Consider the following 15632-nt stretch of genomic DNA (forward strand, 5'->3'; position numbering starts at 1 on the left):
GCGAACGGGCCAGGGTTCGATCCGTCACGGCCGCGCTGTGCCCGGTGACCGTACGCCGGCCGCTACGCCTGTGGCCGAGCCCCAGCGGTGGAGACGGCGAGCGCACCCAGGTCGGTGGCGCGGCTCAGTGCCGCGGTCGGGGTGGCACCGGCGAGCCACGCGGTGAGCAGGCCGGCCGCGAAGGCGTCGCCCGCGCCCGTGACGTCCACCACCGCCACCCGGCTGGCCGGAGCCACGCAGACCGGCGTGGTGCGGTCCACCCAGACCGCGCCGGCCGCGCCGCGCTTCACCACCACCCGCCGAGCCGTCGCCGACAGCGCCCGCCCCTGCGCCGCCGGGTCCAGCCCGCCGGCCAGCACCGTCGCCTCGTCCGCGTTGACCAGGAGCAGGTCGATGTCGCGTACCCAACCCAGGAACGCCGCCGCGCCGACCCGCCGCAGCGGCGCCGCGGAGGCCGCGTCGACGCTGATGGTGAGCCCGCGCTCGCGGGCGGCGGCCAACGCCCGCAGCCCCGCGCCGCGCGACTCCGCGTCCAACAGGGTGTACGCGGACAGGTGCAGATGCCCAGCGTCGGGGGCCGCCGCGAGGGCCTGCTCGACGTGCGCGGCGCTCAGCCGCAGGTTCGCGCCCCGCTGGCTGACCATGGTGCGCTCGTCGTCGGCGGCCAGCACGATGACCGTGCCGGTCGGGGCGCCCTCGATCCGCTCGATGGCGCAGTCGACGCCCGCCCGCTCCAGCTCGGCCACCCGGTCCCGCCCGGCGTCGTCGTCACCGACGGCGCCGACGAGCGTGACGTCCACCCGCTGTGCGGCGATCCAGGCGGCGGTATTGGCCGCCTGACCGCCACCGCCGAGACTGATCGCGGCCCCGGTGTCCGAGCCGGCCGCGAGCGGCCCGGACAGCACGGCGACCACATCGGTGATCACGTCCCCGACGACGACCACCCGGGCCGGTCGGGTCATGCCGGGACGGCGGTGCCGCGGGCCACCGAGGCGACCGCGATCCGGGCGGCCAGGTCGGCGTTGCGCAGGATGATCCGCACGTTCACCGCCAGGCTCGCGCCCTCGGTGGCCGAGTGGAAGTGCGCGAGCAGGTACGGGGTGACGGCCTTTCCGGTGATCCCGTCCCGCTCCAGCAGGGCCAGGCCCTCGGTGAGCGTCCGGTCGTGCAGGTCCGGGTCGAGCTGCTCGTCGACCGGCAGCGGGTTGGCGATGAGCATCCCGCCGGTGTGCACGGCGTGCTCGTCCCGGGCGGCGAGCACGGCGGCGACCTGCTCCGGCGAGTCCACCGACCAGTCCAGGTCGAAGCCGGCGTCGGTGAGGTAGAAGCCGGGGAACCGGCGGGTGCGGTAACCGACCACCGCGACCCCGAGGGTCTCCAGGCGCTCCAGCGTCGCGCCCACGTCGAGGATCGACTTGACCCCGGCGCAGACCACCGCGATCGGGGTCTGCGCCAGGGTGACCAGGTCCGCCGACTCGTCGAAGGTGTGCGCGGCCTCCCGGTGCACCCCACCCAGCCCGCCGGTGGCGAACACGCCGATGCCGGCGGCAGCGGCCACCGCGCTGGTCGCGGCCACCGTGGTCGCGCCGTCCGCGCCGGTCGCGGCAGCCACCGCGAGGTCGCGGACGGAGAGCTTCGTCACCCCGTCGACGGTGGCCAGCCGGGTCAGCTGCGCGTCGTCCAGGCCGACCACCAGCTCGCCGGCGATCATGCCGATCGTCGCCGGAACGGCCCCGGCGTCCCGAACGGTTCGCTCGATCTCCCTGGCCACCCGCAGGTTCTCCGGTCGGGGCAGACCGTGCGAGACGATGGTGCTCTCCAGCGCGACGACGGGCCGGCCGTCGCGCTGGGCTTCGGCGACCTCGGTGCCGTAGCTGATGCGAAAGTCAGTCACACAGGCACCGTACGGGGTGGGGCCTCGGCCGGCCTCAAGTGGACCCGGCCATGATGACCTGCCAAACTTGTCGGTCGGAGGTGCAGACGTGAGCACAGAGGTTCTCGAGCGTCCGGAGCTGAAGGACGCGGATACCGGTCCCGAGATGTTCCACTACGTCCGCAAGGAGAAGATCGCCGAGAGCGCCGTCATGGGCACTTTCGTCGTCGCTCTCTGCGGCGAGACCTTCCCGGTCACCAAGGCGGCCAAGCCGGGTTCGCCGGTCTGCCCCAAGTGCAAGGAGATCTACGACTCGTACCGCGAGTGAACCTCGGCCGGTGCTTCAGCCGGCGACGTAGCCTGCGGCGGTGACCACCTCCACCGCCCTGCTCCTCGCCGACCTGACCGGGGTGGCGGTGTTCGCCGCGTCCGGGGCCTCGGCGGCGGTGGCCAAGCGACTGGACCTGTTCGGTGTCGCGTTCGTCGGCTTCGTGGCCGCCCTCGGCGGTGGGATCCTCCGGGACCTGGTCATCGACGAGGTGCCGCCGCTGGCCTTCGCCGACTGGCGGTACGCGGCCACCGCCGCGATCACCGCGCTCGCCGTCTTCTGGCTGCACCCGCAACTGGTCCGACTGCGCACCACCGTGCTGGTGCTGGACGCGGCCGGCCTTGCGCTGTTCACCGTCACCGGCACGCTCAAGGCGCTCGACGCCCGGGTGCCGGCCGTCGGGGCCTGCCTGATCGGCATGCTCACCGCGATCGGCGGCGGGCTGGGCCGCGACCTGCTCACCGCCGAGATTCCGGTCGTGCTGCGCCGGGAGATCTACGCGCTGGCCGCACTGGCCGGTTCGGTTCTGGTGGTGCTGCTGTACGTCACCGGGAAAACCGGGCCCGCCCCGCTCACCGCCGCCGCCGTCCTGGTCTTCGGACTGCGCCTGATCGCGCTGCGTCGACGCTGGTCCGCGCCGGTGGCCACGCTGCGCCCGCCGCGCGCCGACGGGGCGGATCCCCGCACCGACCGGGAGTGGTGAGACGGTCGGGCCGCTGTTCGGTCAGGTGCCGGATTGTGACCAGCGTGGCGTCGCCTGGGCCCGACGGCCCGTGCTGGTTATGCTGAGTCGGCCTTCGCGGCAGCTTCTGCGCGGAGGCGTTTTCATGGGCGGCGGATCCTCGTGGCCCTCGCCCGGGGTCCGCCATCGTGCGGTCGGAGAGGAGCTTCGCGTGGCAGCCCGGACGCCGGTGCTCGAGACGTTCCCGGCGCTGCGCGCCTGGCAGCGCAAGGCGATGGTGGAGTACCTGCGTCGCCGTAGCGACGACTTCACCGCGGTCGCCACGCCCGGCGCCGGCAAGACCACCTTCGCCCTGCGGATCGCGGCGGAGTTGCTCGGTGACGGCACCGTGGAGGCGGTCACCGTGGTCGCTCCGACCGAGCACCTGAAAAACCAGTGGGCAGACGCGGCGGCCCGGGTGGGCATCCAACTCGATGCCGCCTTCCGCAACGCCGACCTGCACTCCGCGGCCGACTTCCACGGCGCGGTGGTCACCTACGCGCAGGTGGGGATGGCCCCGCAGGTGCACCGGCGACGCACCATGACCCGGCGCACCCTGGTCATCCTCGACGAGATCCACCACGCCGGCGACTCCCGGTCCTGGGGCGACGGGGTGAAGAACGCCTTCGAACCCGCCGTACGCCGGCTGATGCTCACCGGGACGCCCTTCCGCTCCGACGACAACCCGATCCCGTTCGTCAGCTACGAGCGGGGTGGGGACGGGCTGCTGCGCTCCCGCGCCGACTCGGTGTACGGCTACTCCGACGCGCTGCGCGACGGCGTGGTCCGGCCGGTGCTCTTCCTGGCGTACTCCGGGGAGACCCGATGGCGTACCAACGCGGGGGAGGAGCTGGCGGCCCGGCTGGGCGAGCCGATGACCCAGGACCTGGTGGCCCAGGCGTGGCGTACCGCCCTGGACCCGGCCGGCGACTGGATGCCACAGGTGCTGCGGGCCGCCGACGCCCGACTCACCGTGCTGCGCAACGCGGGCATGGCCGACGCCGGTGGTCTGATCATCGCCACCGACCAGCAGACCGCCCGTTCGTACGCCAAGCTGATCGAGCAGGTGACCGGCGAGAAGGCCGCCGTGGTGCTCTCCGACGACCAGGGCGCGTCCGCCCGGATCGCGACGTTCGCGGCGTCCGACCAGCGGTGGCTGGTCGCGGTGCGGATGGTGTCCGAGGGGGTCGACATCCCGCGACTGGCGGTCGGGGTCTACGCCACCAGCGCCAGCACGCCGCTCTACTTCGCCCAGGCGATCGGCCGCTTCGTGCGGGCCCGCCGGCCCGGGGAGACCGCGTCGGTGTTCCTGCCCAGCGTGCCGCACCTGCTCGGGTTGGCCAGCGAGATGGAGACCGAGCGCGACCACGTACTCGGTAAACCCAAGGAAGCCGACGGTTTCGACGACGACCTGTTGGAACGCGCCCAGCGCGACGACCAGGCCAGCGGGGAGCTGGAGAAGCGGTTCGCCGCGCTCTCGGCCACCGCCGAGCTCGACCAGGTGATCTTCGACGGCGCGTCGTTCGGCACCGCGGCCCAGGCCGGCACTCCCGAGGAAGAGGAATACCTCGGCCTGCCCGGTCTGCTCACCGCCGACCAGGTTTCGCTGCTGCTGACCAAGCGACAGGCCGCACAGCTCGCCGCCCAACGCCGTCGTACGGCCGACGGGGGCGCTCAGCCGGCCGCTGCGCCCACCGCAGCGCCACCCGCACCCATGAGCGCCGCCCAGCGTCGCGTGGCGCTCCGGCGCCAACTGAACGCCCTGGTGGCCGCCCGACACCACCGCACCGGTCAGCCGCACGGCAAGATCCATGCCGAGCTGCGCCGGCTCTGCGGCGGGCCGCCGAGCGCCCAGGCCACCATCGAGCAACTTGAGGAACGCATCGCCACCGTGCAGACACTCTAGATCTGCCCAGCTCGAGGCTGCCCAGCCGCAGCCGGCTGGCTGGGGCGCCGAGGATTGCCTGCCCGGGACGCCCGGGATGCCCTCTACGGGGTGTCTCGGTCAAGATCGCGCAATATCCCGGATGTAGTGGCATCGGTGCGTCGGTGAGGCCACTACATCCTGGTTCGAGCACGATCTTGGCGCTGGGCGCTGGGCGCTGGGCGCTGGGCGCTGGGCGCTGGGCGCTGGGCGCTGGGCGCTGGGCGCTGGGCGCTGGGCGCTGGGCGCTGGGCGTACGGACAGAAAAAGCTGACCGGAGGCACCCTCGGGGTGCCTCCGGTCAGCTATGTCGGTTTGCGGATTTAGTTCGCCATCAGATCGGCGCCACGCCAGCTGAAATCGGGCTCCGTTGCGAACCGCTCGGTGATCTTCACGAGATCCTCCGCGTACTTGTTCGCGTGGTGCCCGCAGAACACCAACTCGCTCCCACCCGCCAGAGTGATCCGGAGCTTCCCGGCAGCATTGCAGCGGTCGCACCGTTCATCGGCGGCTGGGGGCGCCACCGTCTCGGGCGGCGGCGTGAGGGTCGGGGTCATCGCCTTCCTCCTCTGGTCGTCACCGATGAACAATCTCTTCGGTCGTTGCTCACCTATCGTGCAACACCCTTACTAGGCACTGCCTTCCCTGTGTGCCCGCGGGGGACCGAGGTCACACCTGGAAGGGACAGTGTGCCGTGCACCCAGGGTGCCACGTCAACGATCACATTCGTGCATCCGGACGATCACCATCTGGTGTTGCACACCAGGTGGTCAAAACGACACGTTCGGTTGACGAAACCCGCTCAGTCCAGGTAGTCCCGGAGGACCTGCGACCGGGACGGGTGACGCAGCTTGGACATCGTCTTGGACTCGATCTGCCGGATCCGCTCCCGGGTCACCCCGTAGACCTGGCCGATCTCGTCGAGCGTCCGCGGTTGGCCGTCGGTCAGGCCGAAGCGCAGGCGTACCACACCCGCCTCACGCTCGGAGAGCGTCTGCAGCACCTGCTGGAGCTGGTCCTGCAGGAGCGAGAACGAGACCGCGTCGACCGCGACCACGGCCTCGGAGTCCTCGATGAAGTCGCCGAGTTGGCTGTCGCCCTCGTCGCCGATGGTCTGGTCCAGTGAGATGGGCTCCCGGGCGTACTGCTGGATCTCCAGCACCTTCTCGGGTGTGATGTCCATCTCCTTGGCCAGCTCCTCCGGAGTGGGCTCGCGGCCCAGGTCCTGGAGCAGCTCACGCTGTATGCGGCCGAGCTTGTTGATGACCTCGACCATGTGCACGGGGATGCGGATGGTGCGGGCCTGGTCGGCCATGGCGCGGGTGATGGCCTGTCGGATCCACCAGGTGGCGTACGTGGAGAACTTGTAGCCCTTGGTGTAGTCGAACTTCTCCACGGCCCGGATCAGACCGAGGTTGCCCTCCTGGATCAGGTCGAGGAAGGCCATGCCTCGGCCCGTGTAGCGCTTGGCCAGCGACACCACCAGTCGGAGGTTCGCCTCCAGGAGGTGGTTCTTGGCCCGCTCGCCGTCGCGGGAGATCCAGCCCAGGTCACGGACCATCTCCCGGACGAGCTTCTCCTCGCCCTCGTCGGCAGCCCGCAGCCGCTCGGCGGCGTAGAGCCCGGCCTCGATCCGCTTGGCCAGCTCCACCTCCTGCTCGGCGTTGAGCAGCGGAACCTTGCCGATCTGCTTCAGGTACGCCCGGACGGAGTCGGCGGAGGCGGTCAGCTCGGCGTCGCGTCGCGCCTGCTTGAGGGCCTCGGACTCCTCGTCGTCCCACTCGAAGTCGTTGTCGGTCGCGGAGGCGGCGGCGTCGGTCTCGGCGGCCTGGGCCAGCTCGGCCGGCTCCTCGACCACCACGTCCTCGATCGCGGCGGCCAGCTCCTCCGGGTCGATCTCGCCCTCAGCGCCCTCGCCCTTGGCCTTGCCGCCAGCCTTGGTCGGCTTGGCTCCGGCTGCCGCGGCCACCGTCGCCTTGGTGGCTCGGGTCGACTTGGTCGCCTTCGCTGGCGTCGCCGTGGCGGCCTCGGCGGCGGTGCCGGTCGCCTTGCGGGCGGCCACCTTGCGCGGGGCCGACGTCGCCGGGGCGTCGTCGCCGGCGGGCGCCTGCTTCGGTGCCGGCGCGGCGGCCTTCTTGGTGGTCTTGGCGGTGGTCGCCCGGGACGCTGGCGTGGTCGAGCGGGCCGCGGCGACGCGGCGCCGGGTGCTCGCCGAGCCGTCCACCACGACGGTCACTCCCGCCTCGGAGAGCGCCCGCAGGATCTTCTTGGCCTGGGCCGGAGTCACCTCGGCGGACTCGACGGTGCGCGCGAGCTGAGCCGACGTGAGCTGATTACCGGCGCTCTGCGCGTGGGCGATCAGGGTGTCGGTGAGCGAGCGAACGTCGGCGCCGGGCTGGCGGGGTTCTGTCACGAATGACCTTCCGGAGGCGAAGAGCGGGCACGGCGGGTTCGTCCAGCGCAGCGAGGGTTACCGTGCCGGGCGATGTGGTTGAGGGACCCTCGCGTCACGGTCCGGCCGGTCTTCGGCGGTCCGTGCCGCGTGGGCAGGGGTGAATTGTAACGCCGTCTGCGGCGATCATCCTGCTCCGCACCGCGTACCGCCGGTGGGGACCGTCGGTGGGGTGGAGATATGGGCTTCGCGGTAATGATAGCCACGCGGCCGGCGAAGGGCTTCCGTCGTCGAGCCCGGTGGCGCGCAGATCGTGTCCAAACTGCCGTTTGAGCAGGCAGTACGAGGTCAACCTCGCGGTTGCGAGGGTGCGGGTGTGGATCACCGAGGTCGCTGTCGGTCCGGCCGGTGGCGTCCCCACCAGGTCGCGGTTGGGCAACGGTTGTGAGCCGAGCATGGACGGGGCGGTAAGCACTTAACCGACATTACCAACCGAAAGGGGCATATTGGCGGAGGTCGGCCGCTCAAGCTGCGAGGGCGTGCGGGTGCGCTCACCTCGTAGCGGATTCCAGGCGCCAGAAGATCCTGGTCTGGTGCCGTCGTGCGGCGTCGGGAACGATGATCTTCGGAAGCCGGGGTCGGAAGTTTCACCCACCCCCATGCACCCGGAGTGCGGAAAGAGGCGAATCATGACCAACTCGGCCACGACACCGTCGGAGCTGTTGACCATCGCTGTGGAGGTGGCTCGGGACGCGGCGGACACCGCGTACCGGATGCGCGCCGAGGGGGTCGTCGTCGCCGCCACCAAGAGCACTGTCACCGACGTGGTCACCGCCGCCGACCGGGCGGTGGAGCGGCAGATCCTCGACGCGTTGGCCGCGCTGCGCCCGGACGACTCGGTGCTGGGCGAGGAGTACGGCGAGGGAGCTTCCGGCGCGACGCGCAGCGGTGTGCGCTGGATCGTCGACCCGATCGACGGCACGGTGAACTACCTGTACGGGCTGCCGCACTCCGCGGTCTCGCTGGCCGCCGAGGTGGACGGGGTGGTGGTTGCCGGCGTGGTGCGCAACGTGAGCACCGGCGAGCAATGGACCGCCACAGCCGGCGGTGGAGCCTGGCGCGACGGTGTCCGGCTGCGTTGCTCCGGCGAGGTCGATCTGGGGCAGGCGCTGGTCGGCACGGGCTTCGGCTACGACGCCGGCCGTCGGGCGCACCAGGCGCAGGTGGTGGCCGGGCTGATCGCACACGTACGGGACATCCGCCGGCTCGGCGCCGCGGCGCTGGACCTCTGCCTGGTCGCCGAGGGGCGGCTCGACGCGTACTTCGAGAAGGGTCTTGCGGCCTGGGATCTGGCGGCTGGCGGGCTGGTGGCCGCCGAGGCGGGGGTTCGGGTCGCCGGCCTGGCCGGTCGGCCGCCAGGGCCGGATCTGGTGGTCGCGGCCCCGCCCGCGCTCTTCGCGCCGCTGCACGACCGGCTGGCCGCGCTGGACGCCGCCGGCGGTCCCTGACCGGCGGACCAGGCCGGCCGGCCCTCTGAGCGGCCGGCTCCGGCCTTCTGGGCGGGTGGTTCGAGCCTCTGAGCGGCCGGTTCCGGCCCTTGAGCGGCTGCCTCTGGTCGGCGGGCCAGGTCGGTGCCGGTCGCCGACCTGGTGCTGCGGTGGGCCGGTTACGCCGTCACTTGGCGGGTGGGGACGGGCAGGAGCCCTTGGGAGCCTCGGGCGGACCCGAGTCGCCGAGCGACTGGTTGACCTCGGTCGTGGTGGCGAGCTGCTGGAAGTTGTTGCCCAGCACCACGTCCACGGTGTCGTCGGTGCGCTTCGGGTCGTAGCCCGGGGTGGCGTTGTTGAGGAAGTACGCCTGGAGCAGGTGTGCGGACCCGACGCCCTTCGGGCCGTACCGCAGCAACGCGACGCTGTTGACCTTCTTCTCGTTCCCGGTCTTCTTGACCTGGAACTGTCGGTTGCTGAACTCGTCGGCGACGGTGTGGGCGAGGCCGGGCTGATCCGTGGCATTGAACACGTTGATCTTGACGTCTTTGCGCTCGCGCAGGGTCAGATCCGCCAACGGCCAGCCCTCGGGGCAACCCGCCGCGGTGCCCACGTTGCCCTGGCTGTCGCGGACCACGGCCACGACGACGAAGACCAGGGCGATGATCGCCAGCAGGCCGACGACGACGAGTGCTCGCACGCGCGCAAAACTCATCAGGGCACTCCCCGGACCTCAGTGGGTGGTGGCGGCCGGGAACGATCGCTCAGGCCGCCGGCCGTCGAATACGCCGCTGAGGTTAACGGTTGTCCGGCCGTCGCGTGGAAACAGCCCGACATGCCGGCGCGCCGACCGCGAACCGGGTACTACTACCCCTATCTTCGTGTCGCCTGAATCACATTGGGAACAACTTCGCGTGCGGGGGCGTACATCTCAGCCGCAAGGGCGGTATACATGCCTCGCCCAAGGGGGGGTAAGGTTCCGCGCTCGCAGGGGAGTCGCCCCGGCGAGCTCGACCCGTTCGGTCCTCGGGTCGGGTGCCCGACACAAGTGGTGGCCGGCCAACGGAACCGAAACAGCGTCGTCCGGCGTTACAACCGGAAGCGACAACATCGATATGGGAGAGTGAAACCGATGGCCACCGACTACGACGCCCCGCGTCGCGACGAGGTCGACCTCGGCGAGGACAGCCTGGAAGAGCTCAAGGCACGGCGCGTCGACTCACAGTCGGGCGCGGTGGACGTCGACGAGGCCGAGGTGGCCGAGAGCTTCGAGCTGCCCGGTGCCGATCTGGCCGACGAGGAGCTCACGGTCAAGGTGCTTCCGATGCAGCAGGACGAGTTCCGGTGCGCCCGCTGCTTCCTGGTCCACCACCGTAGCCAGCTGGCGGTCGAGCGTAACGGCGAGTTGATCTGCCGCGAGTGCGTCTGACAGCCACAACAACACCGGCGGCGGCCTCCTGAACGAGGTCGCCGCTGCCGGTGTAGGCATGCGGCAGCGGTGGGTACCTGCTTGACTCGTAGCGGGTAGCCACAGCACCGGGAGGTCCGATGAGCGATCGAGGCGGCACCACCGACGGCGGCACGGACGGCCTCGGCGCCACCCGTGGCACGGATGACCTCGGTGCCGCCCGTGGCACGGACGACCTCGGTGCCACCGGCGCCACGGACGACTTCGGTGCCACCGTCGCGGCGTTGACCGCGGACGACATCGCGCCGGCCCGACGCCGTCAACTCCTGACCCGGATGGTCGGGCAGGCCCGTGCCCGGGGAATCTCCGACCTGTTCAAGCCGCGCGCCGCCGTGCGGTGGATGGTCGACACCGTCACCGAGATCGCCCCACACGTGCCGGTACGGGACCTGGACACGCTGCGCCAGCACTTCCCCGGCCTGGACGACGCCGCCCTGGCCGACCGGCTCATCCGCAACGCGTCGAGGACCACCGCGGCGGTCGGCGCGGCCGGTGGGGGCGTCGCCGCTGTCGAGTGGACGGTGGCCCCGACCCTGCTCTCCGCGCCGGTGCTGCTCGCCGCCGAGACCGTGGCCGTGGTGGCGGTGGAGCTGAAACTCGTCGGCGAGCTGCACGAGATCCACGGCGTGGCACTACCGGCCGTCGGCAGCCAACGGGCGGTCGCGCTGGTGCACTCCTGGGCCACTCAACGCGGCGTCAACCCGATGGTGCCCGGCGTGGGAGTGGGAGCGGTGCTCGGCACCGCCGCACGCAAAGAGTTGCGGGACATGCTGCTGCGGCGCTTCGGTCGCAACCTCACCACGCTCGGGCCGTTCCTGACCGGAGCGGCGGTGGCCAGCTTCCTCAACCGCCGGGCCACCCAGCAGATGGCCGACCAACTCCAAGTGGACCTGCGCCGGCGGGGCATCGCCCGGCCCGCGCCACCGGCGGCCCTACCGGGCCCACCGACCGGCACCTGAGCGGCCCTTCGGCGTCGGGTCAGCCCGGCGGCTCGCCCGCCGTCGGATGGGTAGCCGCCAGGGCGTCCCGGGCGGTCAGCACCGCCTCGGCCAGCTCGACCGGGTGGCGGGTGCTCACCACCCAGAACGGGGTCGGATCCGCTGGATCGTCGAGGACCACCTGCACGGCGCCGCCGATCCAGGGTCGCTGCACCACGAAGGCGAGCGGGTCCGCGCCGACGCCGAGAACCTCACGTCGGCCGGCCACGTCCAGTGGCACCACGTCGGCCACGAAACGGACCGGCAGGCGGGCGTCGTCCACCCGCAGCTCGGCGTCGGCCACCCCGACCCGGATCCGGCCCAGCCACCACAGCCCGACTGCGGTGAGCGGCACCAGCACGGCGAACGGCAGCCAGGCGCGGACGCCGGAGGCGCCCATCCAGATCTCGACGGCCAGCAACGCGGCGGCCACCAGCCCGGCCAGCCACAGCCACCAGGGCAGATTCAGCCGCTCGGTGTATGCCGAGCGGGCGGCGACCGGAGGCTGATCGGCGGACGGGGAGGGCGACATGCTCACTCCTGCGAGGGTACGGCGCACGGCAGGTCGACGAACCGGCAGGATGGCAGGGTCACCCCGCGAACCGGACGGAAGAGGGGACCCGTGACCGACGTCGTACCCGTGCCCGTGCAGCTGCTCGACCCGGAGCTGCCGTTGCCCACGTACGCCCATCCCGGCGATGCCGGGGCCGACCTGGTGGCGGCCGCGGACGTGGAGCTGCCACCCGGCGGCCGTGCCCTGGTGCCCACCGGCGTGGCCATCGCGCTGCCGGAGGGGTACGTGGGCCTGGTCCATCCCCGCTCCGGTCTGGCGGCCAGGCTCGGCGTGACGGTGCTCAACGCGCCCGGTACGGTCGACGCCGGCTACCGGGGTGAGATCCTGGTCAACCTGATCAATCATGATCGGGATGTGCCGGCGAAGATCTCCCGCGGCGATCGGATCGCGCAGCTCGTGGTCCAGCAGGTCGCGCGGGCGCGGTTCGAGCCGGTGGTCGAGCTGCCCGCGTCCCGGCGCGGGACCGGTGGGCACGGGTCCACCGGTGGGCACGCCGGGCTGGTGCCGTCGCCGACGGGCCAGGACCGGGTCGAGCGGCGGCCGAGCGAGCCGGGCCGCGGGCAGACGGAAGAGGTGGCAGGGTGAGTGTGAACAGCGGAGGGCAGGCGCAGTGATCTTCTCCCGAAAGCGGGCCGATGCGGAGCGGCAGACCCGTGACGAGCGGGCCACCCAGGTCCCGGACCAGGGCGATGCGACGCCGACGCTGGAGCGCGGCCCGTACGACATCTCCGAGAGCTACGACGACGTGCAGCGACTCGACCTGGGCAGCCTGCACATCCCGGCGATCGCCGACGTCGAGGTGCGGGTGCAGGCCGACCCGCAGGGTGTGGTCCAGCAGGTGGTGCTGGTGCACGGTGACAACGCGCTCCAGTTGGGCGTCTTCGCCGCCCCCCGGTCCGAGGGGATCTGGGACGAGGTGCGCGAGGAGATCCGGCAGTCGCTGCTCCGCGACGGCGCGAGCGCGCAGGAGGTCGCCGGCGAGTACGGCCCGGAGCTGCACGCCCAGGTGAATACCCCGGACGGCCCGACGAACCTGCGGTTCGTCGGAATCGACGGGCCGCGCTGGATGGTCCGGGGCGTGTTCCAGGGTCCGGTGGCCGTCGACCCGGCCATGGCCGGGCCGCTCGTCGAGTGCCTGGACGGCCTGGTGGTCGACCGTGGGCAGGAGGCGAAGCCGGTCCGCGAGCCGCTGCCGCTGCGGCTGCCCCGGGAGGTCGCCGAGCAGGCCGAGGCCGAGGCCGAGGCGGGCGACGCCGCCGCCGCGCCGCGGCAGGTCTGACCCGCGCGCACCGGCCCGCCGGAACCAGCCCCGTCGGCGTACGCTGGCGGCACGGTTCCGGCGCCGCCGGGTCCGGCCGGGGACGGCGAGCGTGGAGAGGGTGACGCGGAGGTCATGATGACCGACGAGGGCCGGGTGTCGCTGCGGCGCATCCTGCAGAGGTTCACCGCCAGCGAGGCCGAGATCGACGCGCAGGAGCTGCGTCGGGAGAGCGCCGAGTGCGGCGGAATCCCCGCCCAGCAGTGCTCCCGGGGTCAGCTGGTCTCGGTCGCCGGTCGGCTGCGCACGGTGGTCTACACGCCGCGCACCAATCTGCCGACCCTTGAGGCCGACCTGTACGACGGCAGTGACGTGGTGACCCTGGTCTGGCTGGGGCGCCGGCACATCGCCGGGATCGAGCCGGGCCGGCACCTGACCGCCCGTGGGCGGGTGGCCGTGCGCGACGACCGCAAGGTCATCTACAACCCCTACTACGAGCTGGACTTGCCCAAGTGACGGCACTGCGGACGGAAGGCCGGCGATGACGACGGGACAGGACCGGGCGGCACAGCCGGATACCGACCCTCAGGGCGAGGAGCCGCTGCCGACGATCGCCGAGCAGATGGCCGACCAGCTCGGCGGCTGGCGTGGGCTGGTCGAGTCGAGCATCCCGGTCGTGGTGTTCGTCGTCGCCAACATCATCGGCGAGCTGCGGCCGGCGGTGATCGCGTCGATCGCGGTCGCCGTGCTGATCGCCGGGCTGCGGCTGGCTCAGCGTCGGCCGATCCGGCACGCCGTCAACGGGCTCTTCGGTGTCGGCGTCGGCGCGGCCATCGCGTGGCGCACCGGCGACGAGCGTGACTTCTACCTTCCCGGCATCCTCTACGGCATCGGCTACGGCGTCGCCCTGCTGATCTCGGCCGTGATCCGGCAGCCCCTCGTCGGCTGGATCTGGTCGGTGTTGGTGGCCAAGGGCCGTTCGGAGTGGCGGTCCGACCCGAAGCTGGTGCGCACCTTCACCCAACTGACCGTGCTCTGGGGCGTGGTCTGGCTGGCCAAGGTGGGCGTGCAGGCCGGGCTCTACCTGGCCCACCAGGACACCGCCCTGGGTGTGGCCCGGCTGGCGCTGGGCTACCCGCCGTACGCGCTGCTGTTGCTGATCACGGTCTGGACGGTGCGCCGGGTCACCCGGGAGTCGCCGCCGGCCCCGCTGCCCAGCGCCTGAGCGAGGCCGGGCCACCCGGATCGCGCAGCGCGCCCGTCGGGGTCAGCGTGAGCTGCGGGTCCGTTCGACGCTGTCCGGCCCGAGGATCACCGCGCGGACCTCGTCCTCCACCTCGGCGGTGCAGACGAAGATCAGCTCGTCGCCGGCCTCGATCGGGTCGTCCGGGCTGGGCACCAGGACCCGCTTGCCGCGCAGGATCGCCACCAGGGCGGAGTCGCGGGGCAGCGGCACGGCGTGGATCGGCTGGCCGACGTAGGGGGCGGTCGGCGGCAGCGTGATCTCGACGAGGTTCGCCTCGCCCTGCCGGAAGGTCATCAGCCGGACCAGGTCGCCGACGGTGACCGCCTCCTCGACGAGCGCGGCCATCACCCGCGGCTTGCTCACCGCGACGTCCACGCCCCACTGCTCGGTGAACAACCACTCGTTCTCGGCCCGGTTGACCCGGGCGACCACCCGGGGCACCGCGAACTCGGTCTTGGCCAGCAGCGACAGCACCAGGTTGGTCTTGTCGTCGCCGGTCGCCGCGACCACCACGTCGCAGCCGGCGACGTCGGCCTCCTCCAGGCTGCTCAGCTCGCACGCGTCGGCCAGCACCCACTCGGCGGCCGGCACCCGGTCCGGGCGCAGCATCTTGGGTTGGCGCTCGATCAGCATCACCTGGTGGCCGTTGTCGATCAGCTCCTGGGCGATCGAGCGGCCCACGTTGCCCGCGCCCGCGATGGCGACCCGCATGGCTCAGTGCCCTCCTTCCGGCGGCGTCGCCGCCACCGACGTGACCGTCGCCACGATGTCATCGCTGACCAGCATGAAAACCTGGTCGCCCTCCTGCATGACGGTGGAGCCGGTGGGCAGCGTGCCGATGCCGAAGCGGATCAGGTAGGCCACCCGTGCCCCGGTCGCGTCCTCCAGCGTCCGCACCGGTCGGCCGATCCAGTCCTTGTGTACGGGCACCTCGACGATCGACACCGTGCTCGTCGGGTCGCGGAAGATCTCCACGTTGCCCTCCGGCACCAGGTGTCGCAGCATCCGGTCCGCCGTCCACCGCACTGTCGCCACGGTGGGGATGCCCAGCCGCTCGTAGACCTGCGCCCGGCGCTGGTCGTAGATGCGGGCGGCGACCCGGGACACGCCGAACGTCTCGCGGGCCAACCGGGCCGAGATGATGTTGGAGTTGTCGCCGCTCGACACCGCCGCGAAGGCATCCGCGCGCTCGATGCCGGCCTGGCGGAGCACCTCGCCGTCGAAACCGGCCCCGGTCACCGTGATCCCGGCGAAGTCGGGGCCGAGCCGGCGGAAGGCGTCGGCGTCCTGGTCGATCACCGCCACCGAGTGCCCTCGGGACTCCAGGCTGTGGGCGAGGGTCGACCCGACCCGACCACATCCCATGATCACGACGTGCACGCTG

Annotated in this window: 18 protein-coding genes; 10 read left to right on the forward strand and 8 right to left on the reverse strand. The window is 72.0% G+C overall.

Annotation, left to right across the window (positions count from 1 at the left end):
- Positions 1–62 precede the first annotated feature (62 nt).
- Positions 63–962 (reverse strand): carbohydrate kinase family protein, encoded by a 900-nt coding sequence (locus ACFYP0_RS24720; protein ID WP_356977027.1) that lies wholly within the window; start codon positions 960–962, stop codon positions 63–65.
- Entirely contained in the window at positions 959–1894 is a 936-nt protein-coding gene (locus tag ACFYP0_RS24725) for a pseudouridine-5'-phosphate glycosidase (RefSeq protein WP_386997714.1), read from the reverse strand. The genes ACFYP0_RS24720 and ACFYP0_RS24725 overlap by 4 nt, the downstream gene beginning before the upstream one ends.
- Positions 1895–1982: 88 nt before the next feature.
- On the opposite strand from ACFYP0_RS24725, the gene ACFYP0_RS24730 reads away from it, so the two are divergent.
- From ACFYP0_RS24730 to ACFYP0_RS24740, 3 genes are all read left to right on the forward strand, one after another.
- Entirely contained in the window at positions 1983–2201 is a 219-nt protein-coding gene (locus ACFYP0_RS24730; protein WP_007456912.1) for a DUF3039 domain-containing protein, read from the forward strand.
- 40 nt (positions 2202–2241) lie between these two features.
- Positions 2242–2904 carry a trimeric intracellular cation channel family protein gene (locus ACFYP0_RS24735; protein ID WP_356977031.1) on the forward strand — a complete coding sequence of 221 codons (663 nt, stop codon included), beginning with the start codon at positions 2242–2244 and terminating at the stop codon, positions 2902–2904.
- 190 nt (positions 2905–3094) lie between these two features.
- Complete coding sequence (locus tag ACFYP0_RS24740) at positions 3095–4828, forward strand: DEAD/DEAH box helicase (RefSeq protein WP_356977033.1); 1734 nt, start codon at positions 3095–3097, stop codon at positions 4826–4828.
- A 341-nt stretch (positions 4829–5169) separates the two neighbouring features.
- On the opposite strand, the gene ACFYP0_RS24745 is transcribed toward ACFYP0_RS24740, so the two are convergent.
- Together ACFYP0_RS24745 and ACFYP0_RS24750 are read right to left on the reverse strand one after the other, a co-directional pair.
- On the reverse strand, positions 5170–5403 hold the full coding sequence (locus tag ACFYP0_RS24745; protein WP_030337431.1) for a DUF7455 domain-containing protein: 234 nt from the start codon (positions 5401–5403) through the stop codon (positions 5170–5172).
- 245 nt (positions 5404–5648) lie between these two features.
- On the reverse strand, positions 5649–7259 hold the full coding sequence (locus ACFYP0_RS24750; protein ID WP_124860011.1) for an RNA polymerase sigma factor: 1611 nt from the start codon (positions 7257–7259) through the stop codon (positions 5649–5651).
- Positions 7260–7927: 668 nt separating this feature from the next.
- Between ACFYP0_RS24750 and ACFYP0_RS24755 the strand changes: the two genes are divergently transcribed.
- Entirely contained in the window at positions 7928–8746 is an 819-nt protein-coding gene (locus ACFYP0_RS24755; RefSeq protein WP_355577012.1) for an inositol monophosphatase family protein, read from the forward strand.
- A gap of 166 nt (positions 8747–8912) precedes the next feature.
- On the opposite strand, the gene ACFYP0_RS24760 is transcribed toward ACFYP0_RS24755, so the two are convergent.
- A complete protein-coding gene (locus tag ACFYP0_RS24760) occupies positions 8913–9425 on the reverse strand; it encodes a LytR C-terminal domain-containing protein (protein WP_208741328.1) in 513 nt (170 codons plus the stop codon).
- A gap of 432 nt (positions 9426–9857) precedes the next feature.
- Between ACFYP0_RS24760 and ACFYP0_RS24765 the strand changes: the two genes are divergently transcribed.
- Both ACFYP0_RS24765 and ACFYP0_RS24770 read left to right on the forward strand, forming a co-directional pair.
- Positions 9858–10154, forward strand: coding sequence for a DUF4193 domain-containing protein (locus tag ACFYP0_RS24765; protein ID WP_007075406.1), 297 nt, complete (start codon positions 9858–9860; stop codon positions 10152–10154).
- Positions 10155–10273: 119 nt separating this feature from the next.
- On the forward strand, positions 10274–11152 hold the full coding sequence (locus ACFYP0_RS24770) for a hypothetical protein (protein WP_386997719.1): 879 nt from the start codon (positions 10274–10276) through the stop codon (positions 11150–11152).
- 19 nt (positions 11153–11171) lie between these two features.
- Here the strand turns inward: ACFYP0_RS24770 and ACFYP0_RS24775 are convergent, their stop codons facing one another.
- The gene (locus tag ACFYP0_RS24775; RefSeq protein ID WP_386997721.1) at positions 11172–11708 is read right to left on the reverse strand and encodes a DUF3093 domain-containing protein; all 537 of its coding nucleotides are present in this window, start codon (positions 11706–11708) and stop codon (positions 11172–11174) included.
- An 84-nt stretch (positions 11709–11792) separates the two neighbouring features.
- Here ACFYP0_RS24775 and dut point away from each other — a divergent pair, with 84 nt between their 5' ends.
- From dut to ACFYP0_RS24795, 4 genes are all read left to right on the forward strand, one after another.
- On the forward strand, positions 11793–12329 hold the full coding sequence (gene dut / locus ACFYP0_RS24780) for a dUTP diphosphatase (RefSeq protein WP_091400603.1): 537 nt from the start codon (positions 11793–11795) through the stop codon (positions 12327–12329).
- A 25-nt stretch (positions 12330–12354) separates the two neighbouring features.
- The gene (locus ACFYP0_RS24785) at positions 12355–13023 is read left to right on the forward strand and encodes a DUF3710 domain-containing protein (protein WP_357010599.1); all 669 of its coding nucleotides are present in this window, start codon (positions 12355–12357) and stop codon (positions 13021–13023) included.
- Positions 13024–13137: 114 nt separating this feature from the next.
- The gene (locus ACFYP0_RS24790; protein WP_124860023.1) at positions 13138–13518 is read left to right on the forward strand and encodes an OB-fold nucleic acid binding domain-containing protein; all 381 of its coding nucleotides are present in this window, start codon (positions 13138–13140) and stop codon (positions 13516–13518) included.
- Between the two features lie 25 nt (positions 13519–13543).
- Entirely contained in the window at positions 13544–14227 is a 684-nt protein-coding gene (locus tag ACFYP0_RS24795; protein ID WP_355499337.1) for a DUF3159 domain-containing protein, read from the forward strand.
- A 42-nt stretch (positions 14228–14269) separates the two neighbouring features.
- On the opposite strand, the gene ACFYP0_RS24800 is transcribed toward ACFYP0_RS24795, so the two are convergent.
- Both ACFYP0_RS24800 and ACFYP0_RS24805 read right to left on the reverse strand, forming a co-directional pair.
- Complete coding sequence (locus ACFYP0_RS24800; protein WP_124860027.1) at positions 14270–14959, reverse strand: potassium channel family protein; 690 nt, start codon at positions 14957–14959, stop codon at positions 14270–14272.
- A 3-nt stretch (positions 14960–14962) separates the two neighbouring features.
- Positions 14963–15628 carry a potassium channel family protein gene (locus tag ACFYP0_RS24805; RefSeq protein WP_112586756.1) on the reverse strand — a complete coding sequence of 222 codons (666 nt, stop codon included), beginning with the start codon at positions 15626–15628 and terminating at the stop codon, positions 14963–14965.
- Positions 15629–15632 lie beyond the last annotated feature (4 nt).

Source organism: Micromonospora arida, from assembly GCF_042873195.1.
GTDB classification, from domain to species: Bacteria; Actinomycetota; Actinomycetes; order Mycobacteriales; family Micromonosporaceae; genus Micromonospora; species Micromonospora arida.